Below are 17190 nucleotides of genomic sequence, written 5' to 3'. Positions count from 1 at the left end.
ATGTCCTCTGGCGTACTCCAAAAAATTGCGGCCCTGATGGTTTCCGCACCGGCCGGCCGGCGCAAGGTGCTGGCCCTGGTGCTGCAAGACCCCGAGCGTGTGCTCGACGAAAGTTTTGAAGCCCTGGCCCAGCGTGCCGGCAGCTCGGTGCCGACTATCATGCGCACCTGCCGCGACCTGGGTTACCCGGGCTTGCGCGAATTCAAGCTGGCGCTGGCGCAGGAAATGGCTGTTGGTGGCTCGCCGCTGCACCGCAAGGTGCGTCTCGAAGACGATGCGGCCCAGGTGATCACCAAGGTCATCAAGGGCGCGGCCTCGGCCATCAACAGCGTGCCGGCGCAGCTGAGTGTGGAGGCGGTGGAAGCCGCGGCCCGCGCGATGGCGGCGGCCACGCGGGTGGACTGCTACAGCGTCGGCGCCACATCGAGCTTCATGGCATCCGACATGCAGGCGCGCCTGTTCCGTCTGGGCCTGGTGGCGAATGCCTATCTGGACATGCATCTGCAGCTGGTGTCGGCGGCCACGCAAATGCCCGGCGGCGTGGTGTTTGCCATATCCCACGTGGGGCGCATGCCCTCGCTGATCGAGGCCGTGGACGTGGCGCGGAGCCAGGGCGCCACGGTGATCGCGCTGACCCAGCAAGACAGTCTGCTGGCCCAGCATGCCGACATCGTGCTTGGCATCCATGTGCCCGAAGACCCGGTGATGCACGTCGGCACAGAAGCCTATCTGGTGCATTTGACGGTGATTGAAATTTTGACCGTGCTGGTGGCCCAGCGTCTGGGCGACCAGGCGGTAAAGCGCCTGGGTGGCGTGCACGAAATCCTCAGCACCCGCGGCGTCGATATGCGGCACCACCCGCAGCTCAGCTGGGGCGTGAACCCTGCCGAGCCCGGAGACGCCGCATGACGCAAGCTGCTGTGCTGCTGGAGCAAGGCCGCATCATCGACGGCACGGGCGCACCCGCCTGGGTGGGCGATGTGCTGCTGCAGGGCGACCGCATCGCCGCCATGGGGCCCAAGCTCGCCATAGACCTGCCCGAACTGCAGCGCATTGATTGCCGCTACCGCGTGATCGCGCCTGGCTTCATCGACGTGCACACCCATGACGACAACCTGGTGCTGCAGTCGCCCGGCATGTGGCCCAAGCTGTCGCAGGGCATCACCACGGTGGTGACCGGCAACTGCGGCATTTCGCTCGCCCCTTACCAGGTGCAGCAGCCGCTGCCACCGCTGAATCTGCTGGGGCCGGACTCTTTCAAATACCCTGCCTTCAAGGCCTATACCGCGGCCGTGGACCAGGCCCAGCCGGCCGTGAACGTGGCCTCGCTGATCGGCCACACCACCTTGCGTTTCGCCTGCATGGCCGATATGGGCCAGCCCGCCAGCGCCGAGGAGCTGGAGCGCATGTGTGCGTTGCTGGCCGACTGCATGGCCCAGGGCGCGACCGGCCTCTCAAGCGGCTTGTTCTACGAGCCGGCGTTTGCCGCGCCCATGGAGGAGGTGGTACGGCTGGCGAAGGTGGTGGCCCAGTTCGATGGTGTCTACGCCACGCATTTGCGCAGCGAAATGGCAGCCATCCTGGAGGCCTTGGTCGAGGCTGGCGACACGGCGCACATTGCCGGCGTGCCGCTGATCATCTCGCACCACAAATGCGCTGGCCCGGCCAACTGGGGCCGCACCTTGCAGACCCTGCCGCTGATCGAAGAAATGGCTCGACGCCAGAGCGTGGCGATGGATGTGTATCCGTACCTGGCCGGCTCCACCGTGCTGCGCGAAGACCTGGTGGACGGCGTGATCGATGTGCTGCTCAGCTGGTCGACCCCGCACCCGGAAATGGTCGGGCGCCTGCTGGCCGATATTGCGGCCGAGTGGGGCGTAGACCAGCAAACCGCCTGCCAGCGCCTGCAGCCCGGCGGCGCCTGCTACTTCCAGATGCACGAGGACGATGTGAGGCGCGTGCTGGCCCATCCCTTGAGCATGATTGGCTCGGACGGCCTGCCGCACGACCAGCACCCGCATCCGCGGCTATGGGGCGCGTTCCCGCGCGTGCTGGGCCGCTATGCGCGCGACGAGCAGCTGTTCACGCTGGAGCAGGCGGTCTACAAGATGACGGGGCTGTCGGCGCGTAACTTCCGCCTGCAACAGCGCGGCCAGCTGCAGCCCGGCTGGTTTGCCGACGTGGTGGTGTTCGACCCGGCGCGGGTGCAGGACATGGCCAGCTATGCGAGTCCGTTGGAGCGCTCCATCGGCATCGAACAGGTGTTCGTCAACGGCCGGCTGGCCTGCGAAGCCGCAAGCGGCGGCGTGCTGCAACGGGCCGGCCGCATGCTCACGCGTCAGTCGAAGTGATCGACGGTATCTGGGTCCGGCGCATCGCCTATGGCTTTGCGCGTGACCTGGGCCTGTAGCAACAGCCAGGCGCAAAACGCCTTGATCTCCGGCCGCGCCGCGCTGCGCGGGCCGACCACCAGCCAGTAGGCCATTGGCGAGTCCACCCGCATATGCGGCAGGATCTCCACCAGGTCGCCACTGGCCAGGCTGTCGGCGATCAGCGGCATGCGGGCCAGGGCCACGCCCTGGCCGGTGAGGGCGGCCTGGGCGATCTGGTGCGCGTAGTTGAAATGCATCCAGCGCCGCGGCTCGATTTTTTCCAGGTGGTGGATTTCCAGCCAGCGCCGCCAGGTCAGCCATTCCAGGTGCTGGGTGCGGTGCGAGTCGCTGGCCTCCAGCAGTGCGAAATGCGCCAGGTCTTCGCCGCGCGCCAGGCTATGGCCGGTCTTCAGCAGCCAGGGGCTGGCCACCGGGGTCAGCTGCTCGCCAAACAGGCGCACCGCGCCCTGAGGCACGGTCTCGGGCATCGCGTAGCGCAGCGCCAGGTCTACATCGGCGGTTTCCATGTCCACCAGGTTGTCGGTGGCGTCGATGCGGATGTCGATGTCCGGGTACTCGGTCTGGAAGGCCTCGAGCCGGGTGATCAGCCACATGGACGCAAACGAGGCCCAGGTGCTGACGGCCACGCTTTTACGCCCCGCGCTGCGCCGGATCATGCGCACCGTGCTGTCCAGCTGCTCCAGCGTATGCGTCACGCTGCGCATCAATTGCGAGCCTGCGCCGGTCAGTTCCACCGCCCGGGTGTGGCGCAGGAACAGGGGCACGCCGACTTCTTCCTCAAGCGCCTGGATCTGCCGGCTGACGGCCGACTGCGTCAGCGCCAGCTCTTCGGACGCGGCGCGGAAGTTCAGGTGCCTGGCCACGGCGGCAAAAGCGCGCAACTGGCCCACGCTGATCGGGCGGGTGCGCAAATGGGTTTGGGGTTGCAGCATTTAGGGGGGCTTTGCATTCATGCGGTTTGGGAATCAATAGCCTAACCCGATTTCATTGGACCCGGGTGCCTATGGCAACGATGATTCATTCCCGAAACGTATTTATTTGGAGAACCCTATGTCCGCTACCCTTGCACTGCAATCCTCCCCTTCTGCTTCGGCATTGACGGAATGCTGGAAGCTGGACGCGGGCCATGCCACCACCTTGCAACCGCACCAGACCGGCGTGTTCCGCGTGACCCAGGGCAAGGTGTGGGCGACTCTGGACGGCCCGCACACTGGCCACACCATGGTGCTGGGCGACCACATCCTGGAGGCCGGCGATACGCTGCGCCTGCAGGCCGGCCAGCGCATGGTGATCGAGTCCTGGTACCTGGGCGAAGGCGCCAGCCAGGCCGGAGCGGCCTACTTCAGCTGGGAAGCCGCCACCGAAGCTGTCTGGGACGGCCGCCAGGAAGCCGCCAGCGCCGGTGCCCAGTGGCGCGGTGGCGTGGTCCAGCCGGGCCGCGACCTGGCCTGGGCGCTGCGTTCCGCCGCCACGGCTGCTGGCCGCCTGGCCATGGGCCTGGTGGGCCTGGGTGACACCCTGGTGGCTGGCCGCGGCCGCACCGCATAAACCTGTATGCTATGGAATAAATAGCTGTCAGCGCAGGTACTGCCTGCGCTGGCAGCTTACTTTTATAAAACTGACCAGAAAGGCACTGCAGACCCGCAGTGCCTTTTTTTATTTTGCGTAGGACTTGCGCGAGCCGTCTTCAAACACCTCGTCGTCGTGCAAGAGCTTGCCGTCGTCGTCCCAGTCGCGTTCGCGGCTGATGCGGCCACGGCTGTCATAGACGGATTCGCCCACCAACTTGCCTTGGGCGTTGAAGGACTGGTGGGTGCCCACAGGCGTGCGGTTGTAGCGGTCGGCCTGGGCATAGCGCCCGGTGCGGTTCGGCTTGCCGCTGTCGTAGAAGTCGGTTTCGTCCACGTAGTCGGTGTTGCCGTCGCGGCTGTACAGCATGCGGCTCTTGGGCTGGCCGTTCAGGTAGAAGCTGGCGTCGCTCACCGCGCGGCGCTCGGCCCATTTCTGCTCGCGCACCAGGCTGCCTCTTTCGGAGAATTCGCGCTCCAGCGTTTTGCTGGATGTTTTACCGTCCAGCTGCCAGAGGGTTTCGCGGCGCAGCGTGCCGTCTTCGGCAAAACGGCGCTCGGAGCGGATGCCGTCCTTGGTTTCTTCCACGCGCTCGGGCTTGCCACTGGGGTACAGGTCTTCCAGCCGCTGGCGTTGGCCGTTGGCGTAGCGGGCACGCATCTGCAGCACGCCGGCGTCGTTGAACATCTCCACCTGGGCCGGGCTGCTGCCGAAGCCGCAGAGCTTGGCGTCGTCCACCAGCGGCGCCAGTAGCGGCTTGTCGCCGCAGCGCAGGCTGCGCAGTTGGCCGCGCGGGGTGAATTCGGCGTAGGCTAGTTCGCCCAGGTTGCCGGCGCCGTAGTAGGTGGCGCGCTGCAGGGCGCCGTTCGCGTGGTTGCGCCGCACCAGGCCGACTTCGCTGCCGTTGTCATAGGTGGATTCGCGCAGCACCGTGCCGTCGGGGGCGAATTCGCGCACCTTGCCGTGGTTGTTGCCGCGTTCGTTGATCTGGCGTTCGCGCAGCAGTTTGCCGTTTTGGTAGAAGCGGTCCAGGCCCATGAAGCGGCCGTTCTGCAGCTCTTGCTCGTGCACCAACTGGCCGCTGTCGCGGTCTTTGCAGCGCATCACGCCAGTCTTGCCGGCCGTGGTGCTGCCGTTGTCGGGGTTGACGGATTGGCCGTTGAGTTCGCAGTCCTGTACGGCGTGGGCCGCGCTGGCGCAGAGCAGGGCCGCACACAGGGCGGTGAGGGAGGGAAAATGCATTTTGCTATTGAATATGTAGCTGCTTACGCAGGTGGTATATGCGCTGGCGGCCTGTTTATGCCTTGGTGTCGAAGCGAAAGCTGGAGGCGGTGACGCCGCCGTACATGGCTTCCTCGTGGTAGACGCAGGTGGCCGGGTCGTTGAAAGCGGCGCCCACGGCGACCATCAGCGGGATCAGATGTTCCTCGCGCGGATGCGCCAGGCGGGCTGCCGGCGCGTTGGCCCAGGCCAGCAGGCGGGCTTCGCGCTCGGCCGGGGTAGCGGCCACGGTGTCCTGCAGCCAGTCGTCAAAAGCCTTGGATGGCGCCCGGGCCGCCGGGCCGAACATGCGCAGGTTGTGGTAGCTCAGGCCGCTGCCGACGATCAGCACGCCCTCGTCGCGCAGGGGGGCCAGGGCCCGGCCCAGCGCCAGGTGGATGGCCGGGTCCAGCCCGGTCTTCAGCGACAGCTGCAGCACCGGCACGTCGGCCTGCGGGTACATCACCACCAGCGGCGAAAACGTGCCGTGGTCAAAGCCGCGCTGCGGGTCCAGCCGCGCCGGCAGGCCGGCGGCGGCAATCAGGTCGTGCACGCGCTGCGCCAGTTCTGGTGCGCCGGGGGCCGGGTAGACCACGTGGTAGGTGTGCTCCGGGAAGCCGCCGTAGTCGTACAGCATGGGCGGCTGCGGGTGGGACATGGCGGTGAAGGCGCTTTCCTCCCAGTGCGCCGAGATGCACAGCACGGCTTTTGGGGTGACGCCGATCTGGCGCGGCATATCGGCCAGCGACTCGGCCAGCACGCGCATCATGGGGCGCATTTCTTCCATGTACGGCCAGGGGCCGCCGCCATGGGAGATGAAGTAGGTGGGCAGGGTGGTGGTCATGGTGGGAGAGCTTTCTGCGGGCGAAAGGCGTTTTATAGCGCAGCCGCGTGCCCGCTGCACGAAAGCCCCACGGTGGGGGCTTCCAGATCTACATTTGCTATTGTATTAATAGCCACTGGCGCAGGTGGTGCCTGCGCCAGCAGCCTATTAGGCTTGCATCAGCCCGCCGGTGGCTCGGCCAGCACCCGCAGCGCCGGCAGGCTGGGGAACATGGTGTACAGCGTGCCGCGCGTGGTGACGAAGGGAGTGAAGCCGCTGAGCGGTTTGTTCGCCCCCCCGCCCAGCGGGATGTCGAACTGGCCGCCGCTGCCTTCGTGGTTGCCGATCAGCGGGTCTTTGGCCGTGCTGTGGTTGGGCACGCCAAACGGGTTCTTGTTGCCCCACTCGGACACCAGATGCTCGAACTGGTCTTCCAGGCTGGCGCAAAAGAACAGGCCGAGCAGGCCGCGGTCAAGCTCTGCCGTGTCGGCGCCGGTGGGCGGACCGTAGGGAATGCCACGGCGCAGCAGCGGCCGGCGGCGGAACGGCACGACCGGGTCGGCGCGCGGGTTCATGCGCCGGATGTGCGCGCCGAACGGGCAGCCCAGGCCTTGCTTGTCGGTCGAGAAGTCGAAGTCGTTCAGCTCGGCGTTGGACTGGGGGCTGTGGTCTGGCCCGGGCTGGTTGGGCGATGCTGCATCCAGCACCCGGCCGTCGTGCCAGCGGCCCAGCATCTTGGCGCGCACGTAGTCGGCCGATGGGGCGTCGCTGGCGGCCTTGTCGACGAAGGACTCGAATGCCGCGGTGTCCTGCGCCATCTTGCGGAAGACTGAGAAGCTGCCGTTGGCAAAGAACTGGCGCACCGGCTCGTCCTCGGTGCTGAGCAGCCAGCGGTTGTAGCCCTCGTCGTTGTCGTGGCCCAGCAGGAACTCGCCCGGCGCGTGGAACTGCGGCTGCAACTTGAGGTCGGCATAGTGGGCGGCATGCGGGTGCAGGCCGTTGATCAGCGGGTTGGTGAGACCGTCCAGGTAGCCGAAGTGGATGCGGCGCTTTTTGCGCTCGCGGTTCAGGTGGCCGCCCTGGAAGGCTGCCGTCCAGCCCTCGGGCGCAAACGCCGCGCCGGCCAGCTGCTGCAGCGTGGCCTGGGCCTGGTCCAGCTCGGCCTGGGTGTCGGCATGCAGGGTGAGGAAGACGTGCGCGGTATTCGGCCTAAAGCTGGTATCCCACTGCTCGGCAGCGCTGGGGCCGGTGTCGGCCAGGCGGTGCGCGGCGCGTTGGTAGGCGCCCTGGGCAAAGGCCGGCGCACGGTCCTGGAAGGCGCGCAGGTAGACCGACGGCAGCTGCAATTGCTGCAGACCTTGGAAGGTGAAGCCTATGCCCATCGGGCAGCGCTGCTCGGTCTTCAGCCGTTCGGCAGCCGCGCGCGAGGCGGTGGCCGAGACCACCCAGCCGCCGTCCAGCAGTGCGCGCAGAAACTGCCGTGCCGCATCGGCCTGGGTGATGCTGAGCACCAGGTAGCGGCTGCAGTGGAAGTCGTAGCCGTTGGCCACGATGTTCTGGATGTGGGCTTTTTCCAGCCGGGCGGTGTGTGGCATTTAGCGGACCTCCGGACTGGAGACGATGTCGGCCACGGTGCGCAGCGGATAGGCGCTGTAGAAATAACGCCCGGCCGGCGCCTTGTTGTGCAGGCGGATGGCGTCGATGAATTCCTTCGGAAACTCGGCCACCGGCAGCGGCGGTGCATGCTCGATGTGCTCGAACAGCAGGTCGAACAGCGGGCCGATCTGCAGCGCGAAGTGTTCGATGTAGGCATCGAAATCGCCGTCGAAAATCGTGTGCAGCACCAGCTTGCTGTCGTTCTCCAGAAACTCGAAGAACGCGAAGTGCACATGCCGCGCCTGTTGCAGTCGCAGCTCGATGCGCGGCGCACCGTAGACGATGATCTGCTTCAGCGCCTCGGCATGCACGGCCAGCGGCTTCTTGATTTCCATCACCACGTTCAGCGACTGCTGGATGACACGTTTGTCCACGGTGTACTGCAGGGGGTAGCTGCTGCAGTTGAAACCCCAGTGTTTTTGTAGCCGGTTGGCATCACCAGTGGTCGGGTCCAGCGTTTGCGCCAGGCCGGGCAGCAGCAGCACCTGCTGCACCACCTGGGCGACCAGCGGCATGGCGATGTACTTGCCCAGGCACTGGTGCAGGTGGTCGCCGGGGTCGCCACCGAAGATCAGCGGGTCGTCTTTGGTGGCCGTGGCACGGAACTCGTGCGGGTGCGGCTGGCCATCGTCGCGGGTGGCGGCCCCCACCGCCAGGATGACCAGCGATCCGGCCGGGACGCGCACGCCGTCCACGTCGCCAAATGGGTTGTCCTTCAACACCCGGCGCGGCAAGAAGGGTGCGGGCGGCTGCAGGCGCAGTGCCTCCAGGATCAGCGCACTCAGGGCAGCGCCATCGGCCGGGTTTTGCGCCGCACGCAGCGCCGCAGCCTTGGCCAGCGGCATCTGGTTCAGGGTGAAAAACTGGCTGACCGCAATGCTGACGCTGGCCTGCACATTGCCGATGATGCCGGCGATGGAGCCGACCACAATGGCTGCCAGCTCGGTACCGGAATACTGGGCTGCGGTGCGCGCCAGCCGCGGCAGGATGGGTTCGAAATCCTTCAACAGCTGGGCGCCCTGCGGCGGGAAGGCAAAGGTCTGCAGCTCTTTCAGCTCCAGCTGCAGCGCGGCGACATCGTCTTGCTCTTTTTTACCGATGGCCTGCTGGTACTGGTCGATCAGCTGGCCTACGCGCACCAGCAGCATGCCCATCGCGCCCGAGGCCTGGGGCACGGCCAGCGGGTTGGCTACAAAGTGGCGGGCGAACATCTGGTAGCTCATGCCGTTGTAGGCCATGCGCATGGTCTGCTCCAGCAGGCCCACGTCCGACTGGGCAAAGCCGAACAGAAAGCCGACGAAACGCAGCGCCGCCTGTTCGCTCAGGTAGGCCAGGTCGAACTCACGGGTTTTCAACGGCAGCACCGAGGCAGCCTGGTAAGCCAGCGCCGACAGCGCCGCAATCGTGCGGCCGTCGTACTTGAACGCGCCCATCGCAAACTGGCGCTGGGCCTTGTGTTCGTCGGTGGCAGGCGTGGGCTGGTCTTTGTCCAGGCCCAGCATGAAAGTGCCGCTGCCCAGGGCCAGGTAGGGCGAGTTGCTGAAGGATGCGGTGTCGGTCAGCGCCTGCTCGATATGGGCGCGCTGGGTCAGCAGGTAGACGGTTTGGTGGTACTGCGAGTCGCCGGGATCGCTGGCCCGGGCCTTGGTGTCGGCGCGGCTGGTGAAGGGCAGCACGCGTGGGGTGTATAGCAGTTCGCGGTACAGCGTGGCGCGTTGCTGCTCGTCGCTCAGCCAGCTGAACAGCAGGCGGTTTTGCTGGAACGCCGAGGTATCGGGCGCGTCGAAGGTACTCAGTAGCTTGGTCATGGGAGCTCCGTGATGGGGCCGACTGACCGAGATGGCTGTGGCCCGCTTTATGCCAGGATGGGTGTGCTGCTGGCGAGCTGCAGCTGTTCCAGCAATGCGCTCGCAGCTTGCACGTCCTGAGTGTAGTAACCTTCTGTTACAGCGTCATACTCTAATTTGAGGATGTGCCAGGCATCGTGCGGCCGGCCCTGGGCCTGCCACAACCTGCCCAGGCTGGTGGCACTGCGCAAGGCGGCTGCATGGTGCTGGTGGGCGCGGGCAAATTCGAGTGCACCCAGCAGCCACTGCTGGGCTTCCAGGCTGCGGTCCTGCCCGTGCTGGGCGGCCGACTGCAGAATCAGCTCGCCGGTGAGCCGGCGGACCTCGGCCTCGTGGTAGTGCTCCTTGTACTGGCAGACCAGTTCGAAGGCCTGGGCCAGCACGGCCAGGCCGTCATCGGGACGTCCGGCGAGGGCAAGGCCTTCGGCCTGCATCGCCAGGTACAGCGGGCGGGTCACGACCGCGCCGGTGGATACCCACATGCCATAGGCCTGCCGCATTTCTTCGACCCCGGCTGCGGGGTCACCCAGCTCGGCTACCAGGCGGCCGTGCAGCAGCTGGGCATAGGCCAGCCAGACCGCAAAGCCGTTCTCCTGGCAGATGTCCCGGGCCCGCTGGGCGCATTGCAGGGCTTGCGGGTGCTCCCCGCGGAACAAATGCACCGAGGCGCAGAACGCATAGGCTTCGGCCATGCTGAATTTGTGTTCGAGCTGCTCGGCCACGGCAACGGCTTTCTGGGCGCGCGCCAGGGCCTGGTCGGCCTGGCCGATCTCCCACAGGGCCCAGGCCGAATAGCACAGGCAGATCACACCCGGGTCCTGCACCATGCTCGGATGGTGGGGGATGGCGTCGTAGGCGACCAGGCAGGCGTCGAGGCGCTCCACCGTGGCCGCAAATTCGCCTTGGTGGAACAGGATGTTGCCCACTGCCCATTGCAGCTGGATCTTGCGTATCGGGTCGACCGAGTCGCCCAGCATGGCGGTGGCCTGGCGGGCGATGATGTGGGCGCGCTCGAAGTCGGCACGCATGAAGTGGTAACCCTCCAGGCCGAGCAGGGTTTTCATCTGCGCGGCTTCGTCGCCGGCCCGCTGGCAGAGTTCGGCCGCGCGCTCGTAGGCATGTCCAACCTGGTCGGCACCATAGCCGTGGGTGGCGATCAGTTGCCCGGCCAGCATCAGCTGCAGGCGCAGTTCGGTGCGGTCGCGCTCTGGTACGGCCGGCAACCGGGCCAGCAGGCCCAAGCCGCTGCGCAGGTGGTTGGTGGCCTCCATGTGGGCCGAGCGGGCGGCGGCGCGGCGGGCTGCGCGTTCCCAGTATTCGAGGGCCTGGGCGTCGTTGCCGGATTGCGCGAAATGGTGGGCCAGCAGCTCGGGCTGGCTTTGCGCCAGATCCTGGAATTGCTCACGCACCACGTTGGCAATGGTGCGGTGCAGGCGTTTGCGGTCACGCTCCCACAGCGAGCCGTAGGCGGCGTCGCGCACCAGCGCATGCTTGAAGAAGTAATTGGCGCTGGCGGCGCTGCCTTTTTCGACCAGCAGGCCCGAGCGCACCAGGGTGGCCAGCTGGGCTGGCAGGTGGTTCAGGCCGATGGGCGAGGTTTCGTGGCCCAGGATGGCCTGCAGCAAGGGCAGCGAGAATTCGCGGCCGATGGTGGCACCCACCTGGGCTACCTGTTTGGCGCCGGCCAGCCGGTCCAGCCGGGCCATCAGCAGGTCGTGGATGGTGGAGGGCACCGAGAAGCGGGCGGCCAGGGCGGCGTCGCCGCTGTGCGCCTGCACCCCCAGGTCCATCACCATGCGCGCCGATTCCTCAATGAACAAAGGCACGCCGTCGGCTTTTTCGGCCAGCAGTTGAACCATCTCGCCCGGTACGGCAGAGGGGCCGCAGGCGGTCAATATCATGGCCCGCGTGGCGTCGGGCGACAAACCCTTGAGCGCGATTTCGTGGACCGCAAAGCCCGGGTCGTGTGGGGGCGGCTGCTCCGAGCGCATGGTCAGCAAGATCAGTAGCGGGACTTGTTCTGCCTCAGCCACCACGCGGTGCAGGAACTCGCGGGTCGACGGGTCTATCCATTGCAGGTCTTCGACCACCAGGCAGACCGGACCGCGCCGGGTTTCCTGCAGCAGCCAGGCGACCAGTACGTCCAGGGTGCCTTGGCGTTGTTTCTCGGCAGAGGCTTTCAGCGGTGGCAGATGGCCTTCTACCGGCACCGACAGCAGGGAAGCGACCAGCGCCAGATTGCTGTCGTCCACCATCGCTTGCGGCAGCCGGTGTCGGATCCTGTCGAGCTTGGCTTCGGTGGTGTCGTCGTCGCCCAGGCGCAGGCGCCGGCGCAGTAGGTCGATCAGCGGATGGAAGGCGCTATGGGTGTGCTCTGGCGTGCAGCGGCATTCGATGGCGCGGTGGCTGCGCGCTGCGAGCCGGCGGCGGAACTCGCTGGCCAGGCGCGATTTGCCCATGCCGGCCTCGCCCGATACCAGGACGCTGCGCAGTGTGCCGGTTTGCACGCCGGTCCAGTGGGTTTCCAATAGGTGGATTTCGGAATCTCGGCCCACAAACGGGGTCCGCGGTGGGGCGCCTTCGCGTGGCTGCGTGGTGCCGTCTAGCACTTCGCCCAGCACCTGGTAGGCGGTGGTGGTCAGCGAAAAACCCTTGAGCTGCGGCAGGCTGTCCAGCCGTTCAAAAATAAACTTGTTCTTGACGATCTGCCGCGTCGAGTCGCTGGCCACCAGGGTGTTGGGGCGGGCGATCGACTGCAGCCGCGCCGCCAGGTGCAGCGATACCCCAAAAGGCTGGCCACCCTTGACCACTACGTGGCCGGTGACCACGCCCAGGCGCACCTGGATACCCAGCTGCGTGACCATTTGCAGGATTTCCAGCCCGGCCCGCAGTGCCCGCGCGGCTGAGTCCTCGTAGGCCAGCGGAATGCCGAAGTAGCACATCACGCCGTCGTCGCCCTGGGGGCTGTCCGATATGCCGCCCCAGCGCGCGACGATGCCCGCACAGGCTGCGTGGTAGCTGTCGAGCATGTCGCTGTAGCGTTCGGCGCCCCATACGCCCAGCAGCTTGGTCGAGTCCACCAGGTCGCAGGACATGGCGGTGACCTGGCGCAAATGGTCGCCCAGCCCTGGGCGGTCGCTGGCCGGCTGCAAGACCAGTTTGGCGTCGCCGTAGAGCGCCGGGGTCCAGGGGCGCCGGCCGGCCGTGTCGCCATGGGCGCTGTGCTGCAGGCCTTCTACCCGGGCCAGGCGCACGGCTTCGCCCAGACCCATGCCTTGCGCCAGCCCTCGGTACAGCGAGTGCATGCCGTCGACGCTGTTGTGCCCGTCCGTCCAATGGGTTTGGACCAATACGGGAGCGCTGCGGTGGCAGGCGGTTTGCAGCCAGGCTGTGTTGCTGGTGTGGCCGGCTGTGCTGGCCAGGCTGTCGAATACCAGCAGCTGGGCGGTTTTGGCCTGGCGCGCAAGGTCGTTCCAGACCAGCGGCAGGGTGTGCGCCGTGGCGGGGTGCAGGCTGGGGTCGATCGCGTCTATGCAATGCACCACGTCGCTTTCGTCGGCCAGCCGCAGCAGGGCGGGGCGCTCCAGGGCCTGGGCGCTGGCCTCGGTGACGACCAGGTATTCCATGGCCCGCAGCCGGGTGGCCAAGGCATTGCTGTAATCGTTGTGGGCCTGGCTGCTGCCGGTACCCAGCACCAGCAGCACCCGCAGGGTTTCGCGGTGCAGATCTACGCGCGGCGTGAAGGCCAGCGTGGCATCGGACACGATGCGCCGGGCAATCTGGAATTTTTCGCCCAGAAAGTTCTTCCCATCGAAGGCCATTTCCCAGGGGATGTCGAGCAGCTTCGCATCCAGCTGCAGGCACAGGTCGCGCGGCGGGCTGTGGCGCAGCAGCAGGCGGATTTTTTCCGGGAACAGCCGCGCAAACAGGCCGGCGCCCCGGGTCTGGAGTTCGAGGTGGCTGGCCGGGGCCGGTTCGGCCAGGGGCGCCAGCGTGCAGGGCGCCAGCTGCAGGCTGGTGATGAGGCCGATGGCACGCCCGTCGGAAATCGCCATCGACATGCGCGACTCTTCCAGCAGCACCGTCATGGTCAGGGCGGGGGCGTCAAAGGTATGCACTGCGCAGCTCCGTCGGCGGCCGGGTCAGAAGGTGTAGCCTGCCCGCGGGGGCAGCTGGACCACCATGTCAGACATCGGATAAGCCACACAGGGCAGGATGTAGCCCTCGGCTTTTTCCTCGGCACTCAGGCCAGGCCAGGCGATCTGGTAGCGCACCCGCCCGCTCAGCATCCGGCAGATGCAGCTGCGGCAGCTGCCGTTGCGGCAGGAACTGGCGAGCAGCAGACCCGCGTGCTCGGCCGACACCAGCACAGGCAGGTCGGGTGGGGCATCAAAGTGTTCGGCCTCAGGAAGAAGGCTGACTTTGTAACGGGTTGCTTCTGATGGCATGGGTGGCTTGAGTTTAGTCTGAGCCACCCTCCGGTGCCAAGAGCCTGCGTTTTGCGGCGACAATCCTGCTCCCCCGAAATACTTTCGTTCTTTGGCCGCTGTTGGCCGTTACTTCCCCATGACCAGTCCTCTCTCTATTGATGTTCGCCCCGCCGTGCTGCGCGAGGCCCAGGCGATTGCCGATTTGCACGTCAGCGCCACCGCCGACGCCTACCAAGGCCTGGTGCCGGACGAGCATCTGAACACCTTGCCCATGCCCAAGCGCCTGAGCCTGTGGCGTGAAGCCATCGAATACGGCGATCCGCAGGTGCAGGTGGCGCTGGATGGCGACAAGATCGTCGGCTTTGTGGGCTTCGACCGCTCGCGCGACAAAGGCACGAAGAACACCGTAGGCGAAATCTGGTCGATCTACGTCGCCGCCAGCCACTGGGACAAGGGCGTGGGCCTGGCCCTGTGGGATGCCGCCCGCGAAGCCCTGGTCGAAGAAGGCTGCACCACCGTCACCGTCTGGATTCCGCTGCGCAACGAGCGCGCACTGCGGTTTTTTGACCTGGCCGGCTTCAAGCGCGAACTCAACACCGCCAAGACCGTGCCCATGGGCGACATCAAGATCGAAGAAATTCGCCTGAAACGCGCGCTGGATTGATTTGCTATTGATTAAGTAGCGTCTTGTGCTTGTTGCATAAGCGCTAGAGGCCTAAAAAGCATAAATCTGGCGCGGTGGAGTTACCACCTCGCTGGTAGCGGCTGCATCAGCACGATCTGGCGGTTTTCGATGCGCACGTAGCCGCCGTTCTCCAGATCTTTCAGTATCCGGCTGACCATTTCCCGGCTGCAGCCGGTGCGGCTGGCGATTTCCTGGTGGGTCAGGCGCTCGGTGATTTTTTGCGTTCCGTCTTCCTGCGGAGTGGCCAGCCCCAGCAGGCACTGGCTGAGTCGGCCATAGACGTCGACAAAGGCCAGGTTGCGCGCACTATTGGTGGCCATACGGGCGCGGCGGATCACCTTGGACAGCAGGTGCAGCGCAAATTCCGGCTGCCGGGCGATGAAACCCAGCAGCGTATTGCGCGTCAGCAGCGCGCAAACGGTGGACTCCAGGGTCACCACGCTGGCGGCGCGGGGGCCGCCGTCCAGTGCCATTTCGCCAAAGTATTCGCCGGGGCCGATCACTCCAAAGGTGATTTCCTTGTCGTTGTCGTCGGTGCAGTACACCTTGACACGTCCGTCCACCACCACAAACAGCGTATCGCCGGCGTCGGCCTCGTGGATCAGGATCGAGCCCTTGCGGTAGCGCCGTACTTCACCCAGCGGCACCAGTTCACGCACCAGTTGGGGGTGGCTGGGGTCGTCGCAGAAGCGTTGGGTCAGGGTCGGGAGTGGGGTTTGCATGGATAGACGGGCGCAAGCGGCGCACGCCAGTCTAAGCCATGGCAAGCCTGTGGAAAGACGAATGCAAGCCCGGCTGGCGGGCCGATGGCTTCAGTGTTGCACTGCCGCCATGTGCCGCGCCATGGGCGGCAGGATGGACACGGTTTCCACCAGTTGGCGGATGGTGTCGCAGCGGGTTTTGAGCCGGATGCTGCGCAGCTGGCTGCGCACGGTGGAGATCTGCACGCCGTGGTGCTGGGCGATTTCGGTGGGGCGCATGCCGCTGCAAACCGAGGCTAGCACATTGCTTTCGGCGCTGGTCAGGCCACGTTCCCGTGCGAACAGTGCCATGGTCGAGCTGTCGCACAGCTGCTGCTTGGCAAATACCAGCAAGGCATAAGGGGTGGGTGTCGGGGCATTCAGCGGAACCACGGCGACGCTGGTGGTGCAGTCTTCGCCACCCAGGCTGATCAGGGCCCGCACGCCGCTGTGGGCACGCAGCAGGGCGCGTTCCAGTTGCGCATGGTCGGTAGGCAGCAGAGTGCTCAGACGTCCGCCCACTACGCACAGGCCGCTGCGCAGGCTGCCGGGGCCGTTGAGGCCGTCGTGCGCCAGGCGGTTGGCAAAGCGGATCTGGCGGGTTGCCATGTGCACCAGGGCCAGGCCGTAATCCATCTGCTCCAGCACGCACTGCATCAGGCCCAGCGCGTCGGGGGATTCACTGGTGCTGGGTTCGTCGATGTAATTGACGGATTCGGAGGCGAGAGCGGCGAAAGTAGAGTGCAACATGGCGGATTCCCTGGGAGCCCGCTGGTCCTGCGGTATGCAGGCCGATGCATGGAATGCGGTAGGCAGCGTGGCTGGTACCAAGCATATGTAAACCTAGTGTTTCTAGGCGGTTACTTTGGGGGGCGGATTTTGTGATGCATGCACCAAAAACCCTGGTTTGTGGTTTTCATCAAGGCGTAACCGCCGGCAAGGTTCAGCGCTGCGCCACCAGTTCCTGCAGCGACTTCTCATAGCTGCCCAGCCAGCGCACCGCGGCTTCACGTTGCTTGGCGGTGGTGCTGTTGTGCACCGCGGCCATGCCCTGGCAGTCCTGCTGGGCCAGGGCCGCTGCATAGCTGCGATAGGCGGCCTGGGGCGAGTGCGTGGCCCGCTGCAGCAGGCCGCGGACCGCTTGCAGGCTGTCGGCGGCGCCGGGGGCGGCGCGCTGCAACTGGTGCAGGGTTTGCAGGATGTCGGTTTGCCGGCGTTGGCGCTCGGCGTGCAGCAGCTGCGGATCGAAGCTCGATTGCTCCACCTGCTGGCGGATCAAGGCCTTCTGTGCAGGGGTGACGCGGCCATAGACCATTTCGGCGCGCTCCAGGGCTTTGTCGTAGCGCTTGGCGCGCATCTCCGCGGGCTCCGGCGCCAGCCACTCCTTGCGGAACTCGGCATTGTTCTTGGCGTATTTGCGTTCCAGCTGTGCCAGCTGGGCCGGCGTCAGGCTCAGCGCCAGGGTGGCGGCGGCCGATTCGCCGCTGAGCAGCAGTTCGTCGACAAAGCCACGCACCTGGTTGCCCATGCTGCAGATCTGCTCGGGCGCCAGGTCGCCGGTCACCAGGGTTTGGGCCTGGTTCAGCCATTCGGCGTAGCTGGGCAGCTGCTGCTGGCGGTGCTGCCGCTGCAGCACGACCAGGTCTTCGCGCAGCTGCCGGGTTTGGGTGCTGTCCAGATCGACATAGCCGTCCAGCCACCAGACCGCCAGGTCCACGCCGTTGTTGTAGCCCAGCTTGATGCCGGTGCAGCCGGGCAGCGCGGCGGCCAGCACCAACAGGCCGATA

14 protein-coding genes are annotated in these 17190 nt (G+C 66.2%); 4 read left to right on the top strand and 10 right to left on the bottom strand.

Annotated elements, in window-relative coordinates:
- Together BLT66_RS13990 and BLT66_RS13985 are read left to right on the top strand one after the other, a co-directional pair.
- The gene (locus BLT66_RS13990; RefSeq protein WP_092758313.1) at positions 1 to 909 is read left to right on the top strand and encodes a MurR/RpiR family transcriptional regulator; all 909 of its coding nucleotides are present in this window, start codon (positions 1 to 3) and stop codon (positions 907 to 909) included.
- On the top strand, positions 906 to 2351 hold the full coding sequence (locus tag BLT66_RS13985) for an N-acyl-D-amino-acid deacylase family protein (protein ID WP_092758312.1): 1446 nt from the start codon (positions 906 to 908) through the stop codon (positions 2349 to 2351). Before BLT66_RS13990 ends, BLT66_RS13985 begins: the two co-directional genes overlap by 4 nt.
- Here the strand turns inward: BLT66_RS13985 and BLT66_RS13980 are convergent.
- Positions 2339 to 3325: a LysR substrate-binding domain-containing protein gene (locus tag BLT66_RS13980; protein WP_092758311.1), complete on the bottom strand. Its 987-nt coding sequence runs from the start codon at positions 3323 to 3325 to the stop codon at positions 2339 to 2341. The genes BLT66_RS13985 and BLT66_RS13980 overlap by 13 nt on opposite strands.
- A gap of 118 nt (positions 3326 to 3443) precedes the next feature.
- Here BLT66_RS13980 and BLT66_RS13975 point away from each other — a divergent pair, with 118 nt between their 5' ends.
- Entirely contained in the window at positions 3444 to 3941 is a 498-nt protein-coding gene (locus BLT66_RS13975; RefSeq protein ID WP_092758310.1) for a DUF2917 domain-containing protein, read from the top strand.
- 108 nt (positions 3942 to 4049) lie between these two features.
- On the opposite strand, the gene BLT66_RS13970 is transcribed toward BLT66_RS13975, so the two are convergent.
- From BLT66_RS13970 to BLT66_RS13945, 6 genes are all read right to left on the bottom strand, one after another.
- Positions 4050 to 5204 (bottom strand): toxin-antitoxin system YwqK family antitoxin, encoded by a 1155-nt coding sequence (locus BLT66_RS13970; protein WP_092758309.1) that lies wholly within the window; start codon positions 5202 to 5204, stop codon positions 4050 to 4052.
- A 55-nt stretch (positions 5205 to 5259) separates the two neighbouring features.
- A complete protein-coding gene (locus tag BLT66_RS13965; protein WP_092758308.1) occupies positions 5260 to 6066 on the bottom strand; it encodes a DODA-type extradiol aromatic ring-opening family dioxygenase in 807 nt (268 codons plus the stop codon).
- 158 nt (positions 6067 to 6224) lie between these two features.
- Entirely contained in the window at positions 6225 to 7640 is a 1416-nt protein-coding gene (locus BLT66_RS13960; protein ID WP_092758307.1) for a Dyp-type peroxidase, read from the bottom strand.
- Complete coding sequence (locus tag BLT66_RS13955; RefSeq protein ID WP_092758306.1) at positions 7641 to 9509, bottom strand: cytochrome P450; 1869 nt, start codon at positions 9507 to 9509, stop codon at positions 7641 to 7643.
- A gap of 47 nt (positions 9510 to 9556) precedes the next feature.
- Entirely contained in the window at positions 9557 to 13666 is a 4110-nt protein-coding gene (locus BLT66_RS13950; RefSeq protein ID WP_092758305.1) for an ATP-binding protein, read from the bottom strand.
- A gap of 24 nt (positions 13667 to 13690) precedes the next feature.
- A complete protein-coding gene (locus tag BLT66_RS13945; protein ID WP_092758304.1) occupies positions 13691 to 13996 on the bottom strand; it encodes a 2Fe-2S iron-sulfur cluster-binding protein in 306 nt (101 codons plus the stop codon).
- Positions 13997 to 14114: 118 nt separating this feature from the next.
- Here BLT66_RS13945 and BLT66_RS13940 point away from each other — a divergent pair, with 118 nt between their 5' ends.
- Positions 14115 to 14642: a GNAT family N-acetyltransferase gene (locus BLT66_RS13940; RefSeq protein ID WP_092758303.1), complete on the top strand. Its 528-nt coding sequence runs from the start codon at positions 14115 to 14117 to the stop codon at positions 14640 to 14642.
- A gap of 80 nt (positions 14643 to 14722) precedes the next feature.
- Here BLT66_RS13940 and BLT66_RS13935 read toward each other — a convergent pair whose 3' ends face one another.
- The 3 genes from BLT66_RS13935 to BLT66_RS13925 form a co-directional block, all read right to left on the bottom strand.
- A complete protein-coding gene (locus BLT66_RS13935) occupies positions 14723 to 15385 on the bottom strand; it encodes a Crp/Fnr family transcriptional regulator (RefSeq protein WP_092758302.1) in 663 nt (220 codons plus the stop codon).
- 90 nt (positions 15386 to 15475) lie between these two features.
- A complete protein-coding gene (locus BLT66_RS13930; protein WP_092758301.1) occupies positions 15476 to 16153 on the bottom strand; it encodes a helix-turn-helix transcriptional regulator in 678 nt (225 codons plus the stop codon).
- 193 nt (positions 16154 to 16346) lie between these two features.
- Positions 16347 to 17177 (bottom strand): DUF6279 family lipoprotein, encoded by an 831-nt coding sequence (locus BLT66_RS13925; protein ID WP_255406920.1) that lies wholly within the window; start codon positions 17175 to 17177, stop codon positions 16347 to 16349.
- Between the last annotated feature and the right edge of the window lie 13 nt (positions 17178 to 17190).

Source organism: Rhodoferax sp. OV413 (assembly GCF_900104385.1).
Lineage (GTDB): Bacteria > Pseudomonadota > Gammaproteobacteria > Burkholderiales > Burkholderiaceae_C > Rhodoferax_B.
This window is presented reverse-complemented; position numbering and strand designations above follow the sequence as displayed.

What these genes read in the sequence shown, in the direction of transcription:
- BLT66_RS13990 (WP_092758313.1), top strand. Translation starts at nt 1, where the DNA reads ATGTCCTCTGGCGTACTCCAAAAAATTGCGGCCCTGATGGTTTCCGCA.
- BLT66_RS13985 (WP_092758312.1), top strand. Translation starts at nt 906, where the DNA reads ATGACGCAAGCTGCTGTGCTGCTGGAGCAAGGCCGCATCATCGACGGC.
- BLT66_RS13980 (WP_092758311.1), bottom strand. Translation starts at nt 3,325, where the DNA reads ATGCTGCAACCCCAAACCCATTTGCGCACCCGCCCGATCAGCGTGGGC.
- BLT66_RS13975 (WP_092758310.1), top strand. Translation starts at nt 3,444, where the DNA reads ATGTCCGCTACCCTTGCACTGCAATCCTCCCCTTCTGCTTCGGCATTG.
- BLT66_RS13970 (WP_092758309.1), bottom strand. Translation starts at nt 5,204, where the DNA reads ATGCATTTTCCCTCCCTCACCGCCCTGTGTGCGGCCCTGCTCTGCGCC.
- BLT66_RS13965 (WP_092758308.1), bottom strand. Translation starts at nt 6,066, where the DNA reads ATGACCACCACCCTGCCCACCTACTTCATCTCCCATGGCGGCGGCCCC.
- BLT66_RS13960 (WP_092758307.1), bottom strand. Translation starts at nt 7,640, where the DNA reads ATGCCACACACCGCCCGGCTGGAAAAAGCCCACATCCAGAACATCGTG.
- BLT66_RS13955 (WP_092758306.1), bottom strand. Translation starts at nt 9,509, where the DNA reads ATGACCAAGCTACTGAGTACCTTCGACGCGCCCGATACCTCGGCGTTC.
- BLT66_RS13945 (WP_092758304.1), bottom strand. Translation starts at nt 13,996, where the DNA reads ATGCCATCAGAAGCAACCCGTTACAAAGTCAGCCTTCTTCCTGAGGCC.
- BLT66_RS13940 (WP_092758303.1), top strand. Translation starts at nt 14,115, where the DNA reads ATGACCAGTCCTCTCTCTATTGATGTTCGCCCCGCCGTGCTGCGCGAG.
- BLT66_RS13935 (WP_092758302.1), bottom strand. Translation starts at nt 15,385, where the DNA reads ATGCAAACCCCACTCCCGACCCTGACCCAACGCTTCTGCGACGACCCC.
- BLT66_RS13930 (WP_092758301.1), bottom strand. Translation starts at nt 16,153, where the DNA reads ATGTTGCACTCTACTTTCGCCGCTCTCGCCTCCGAATCCGTCAATTAC.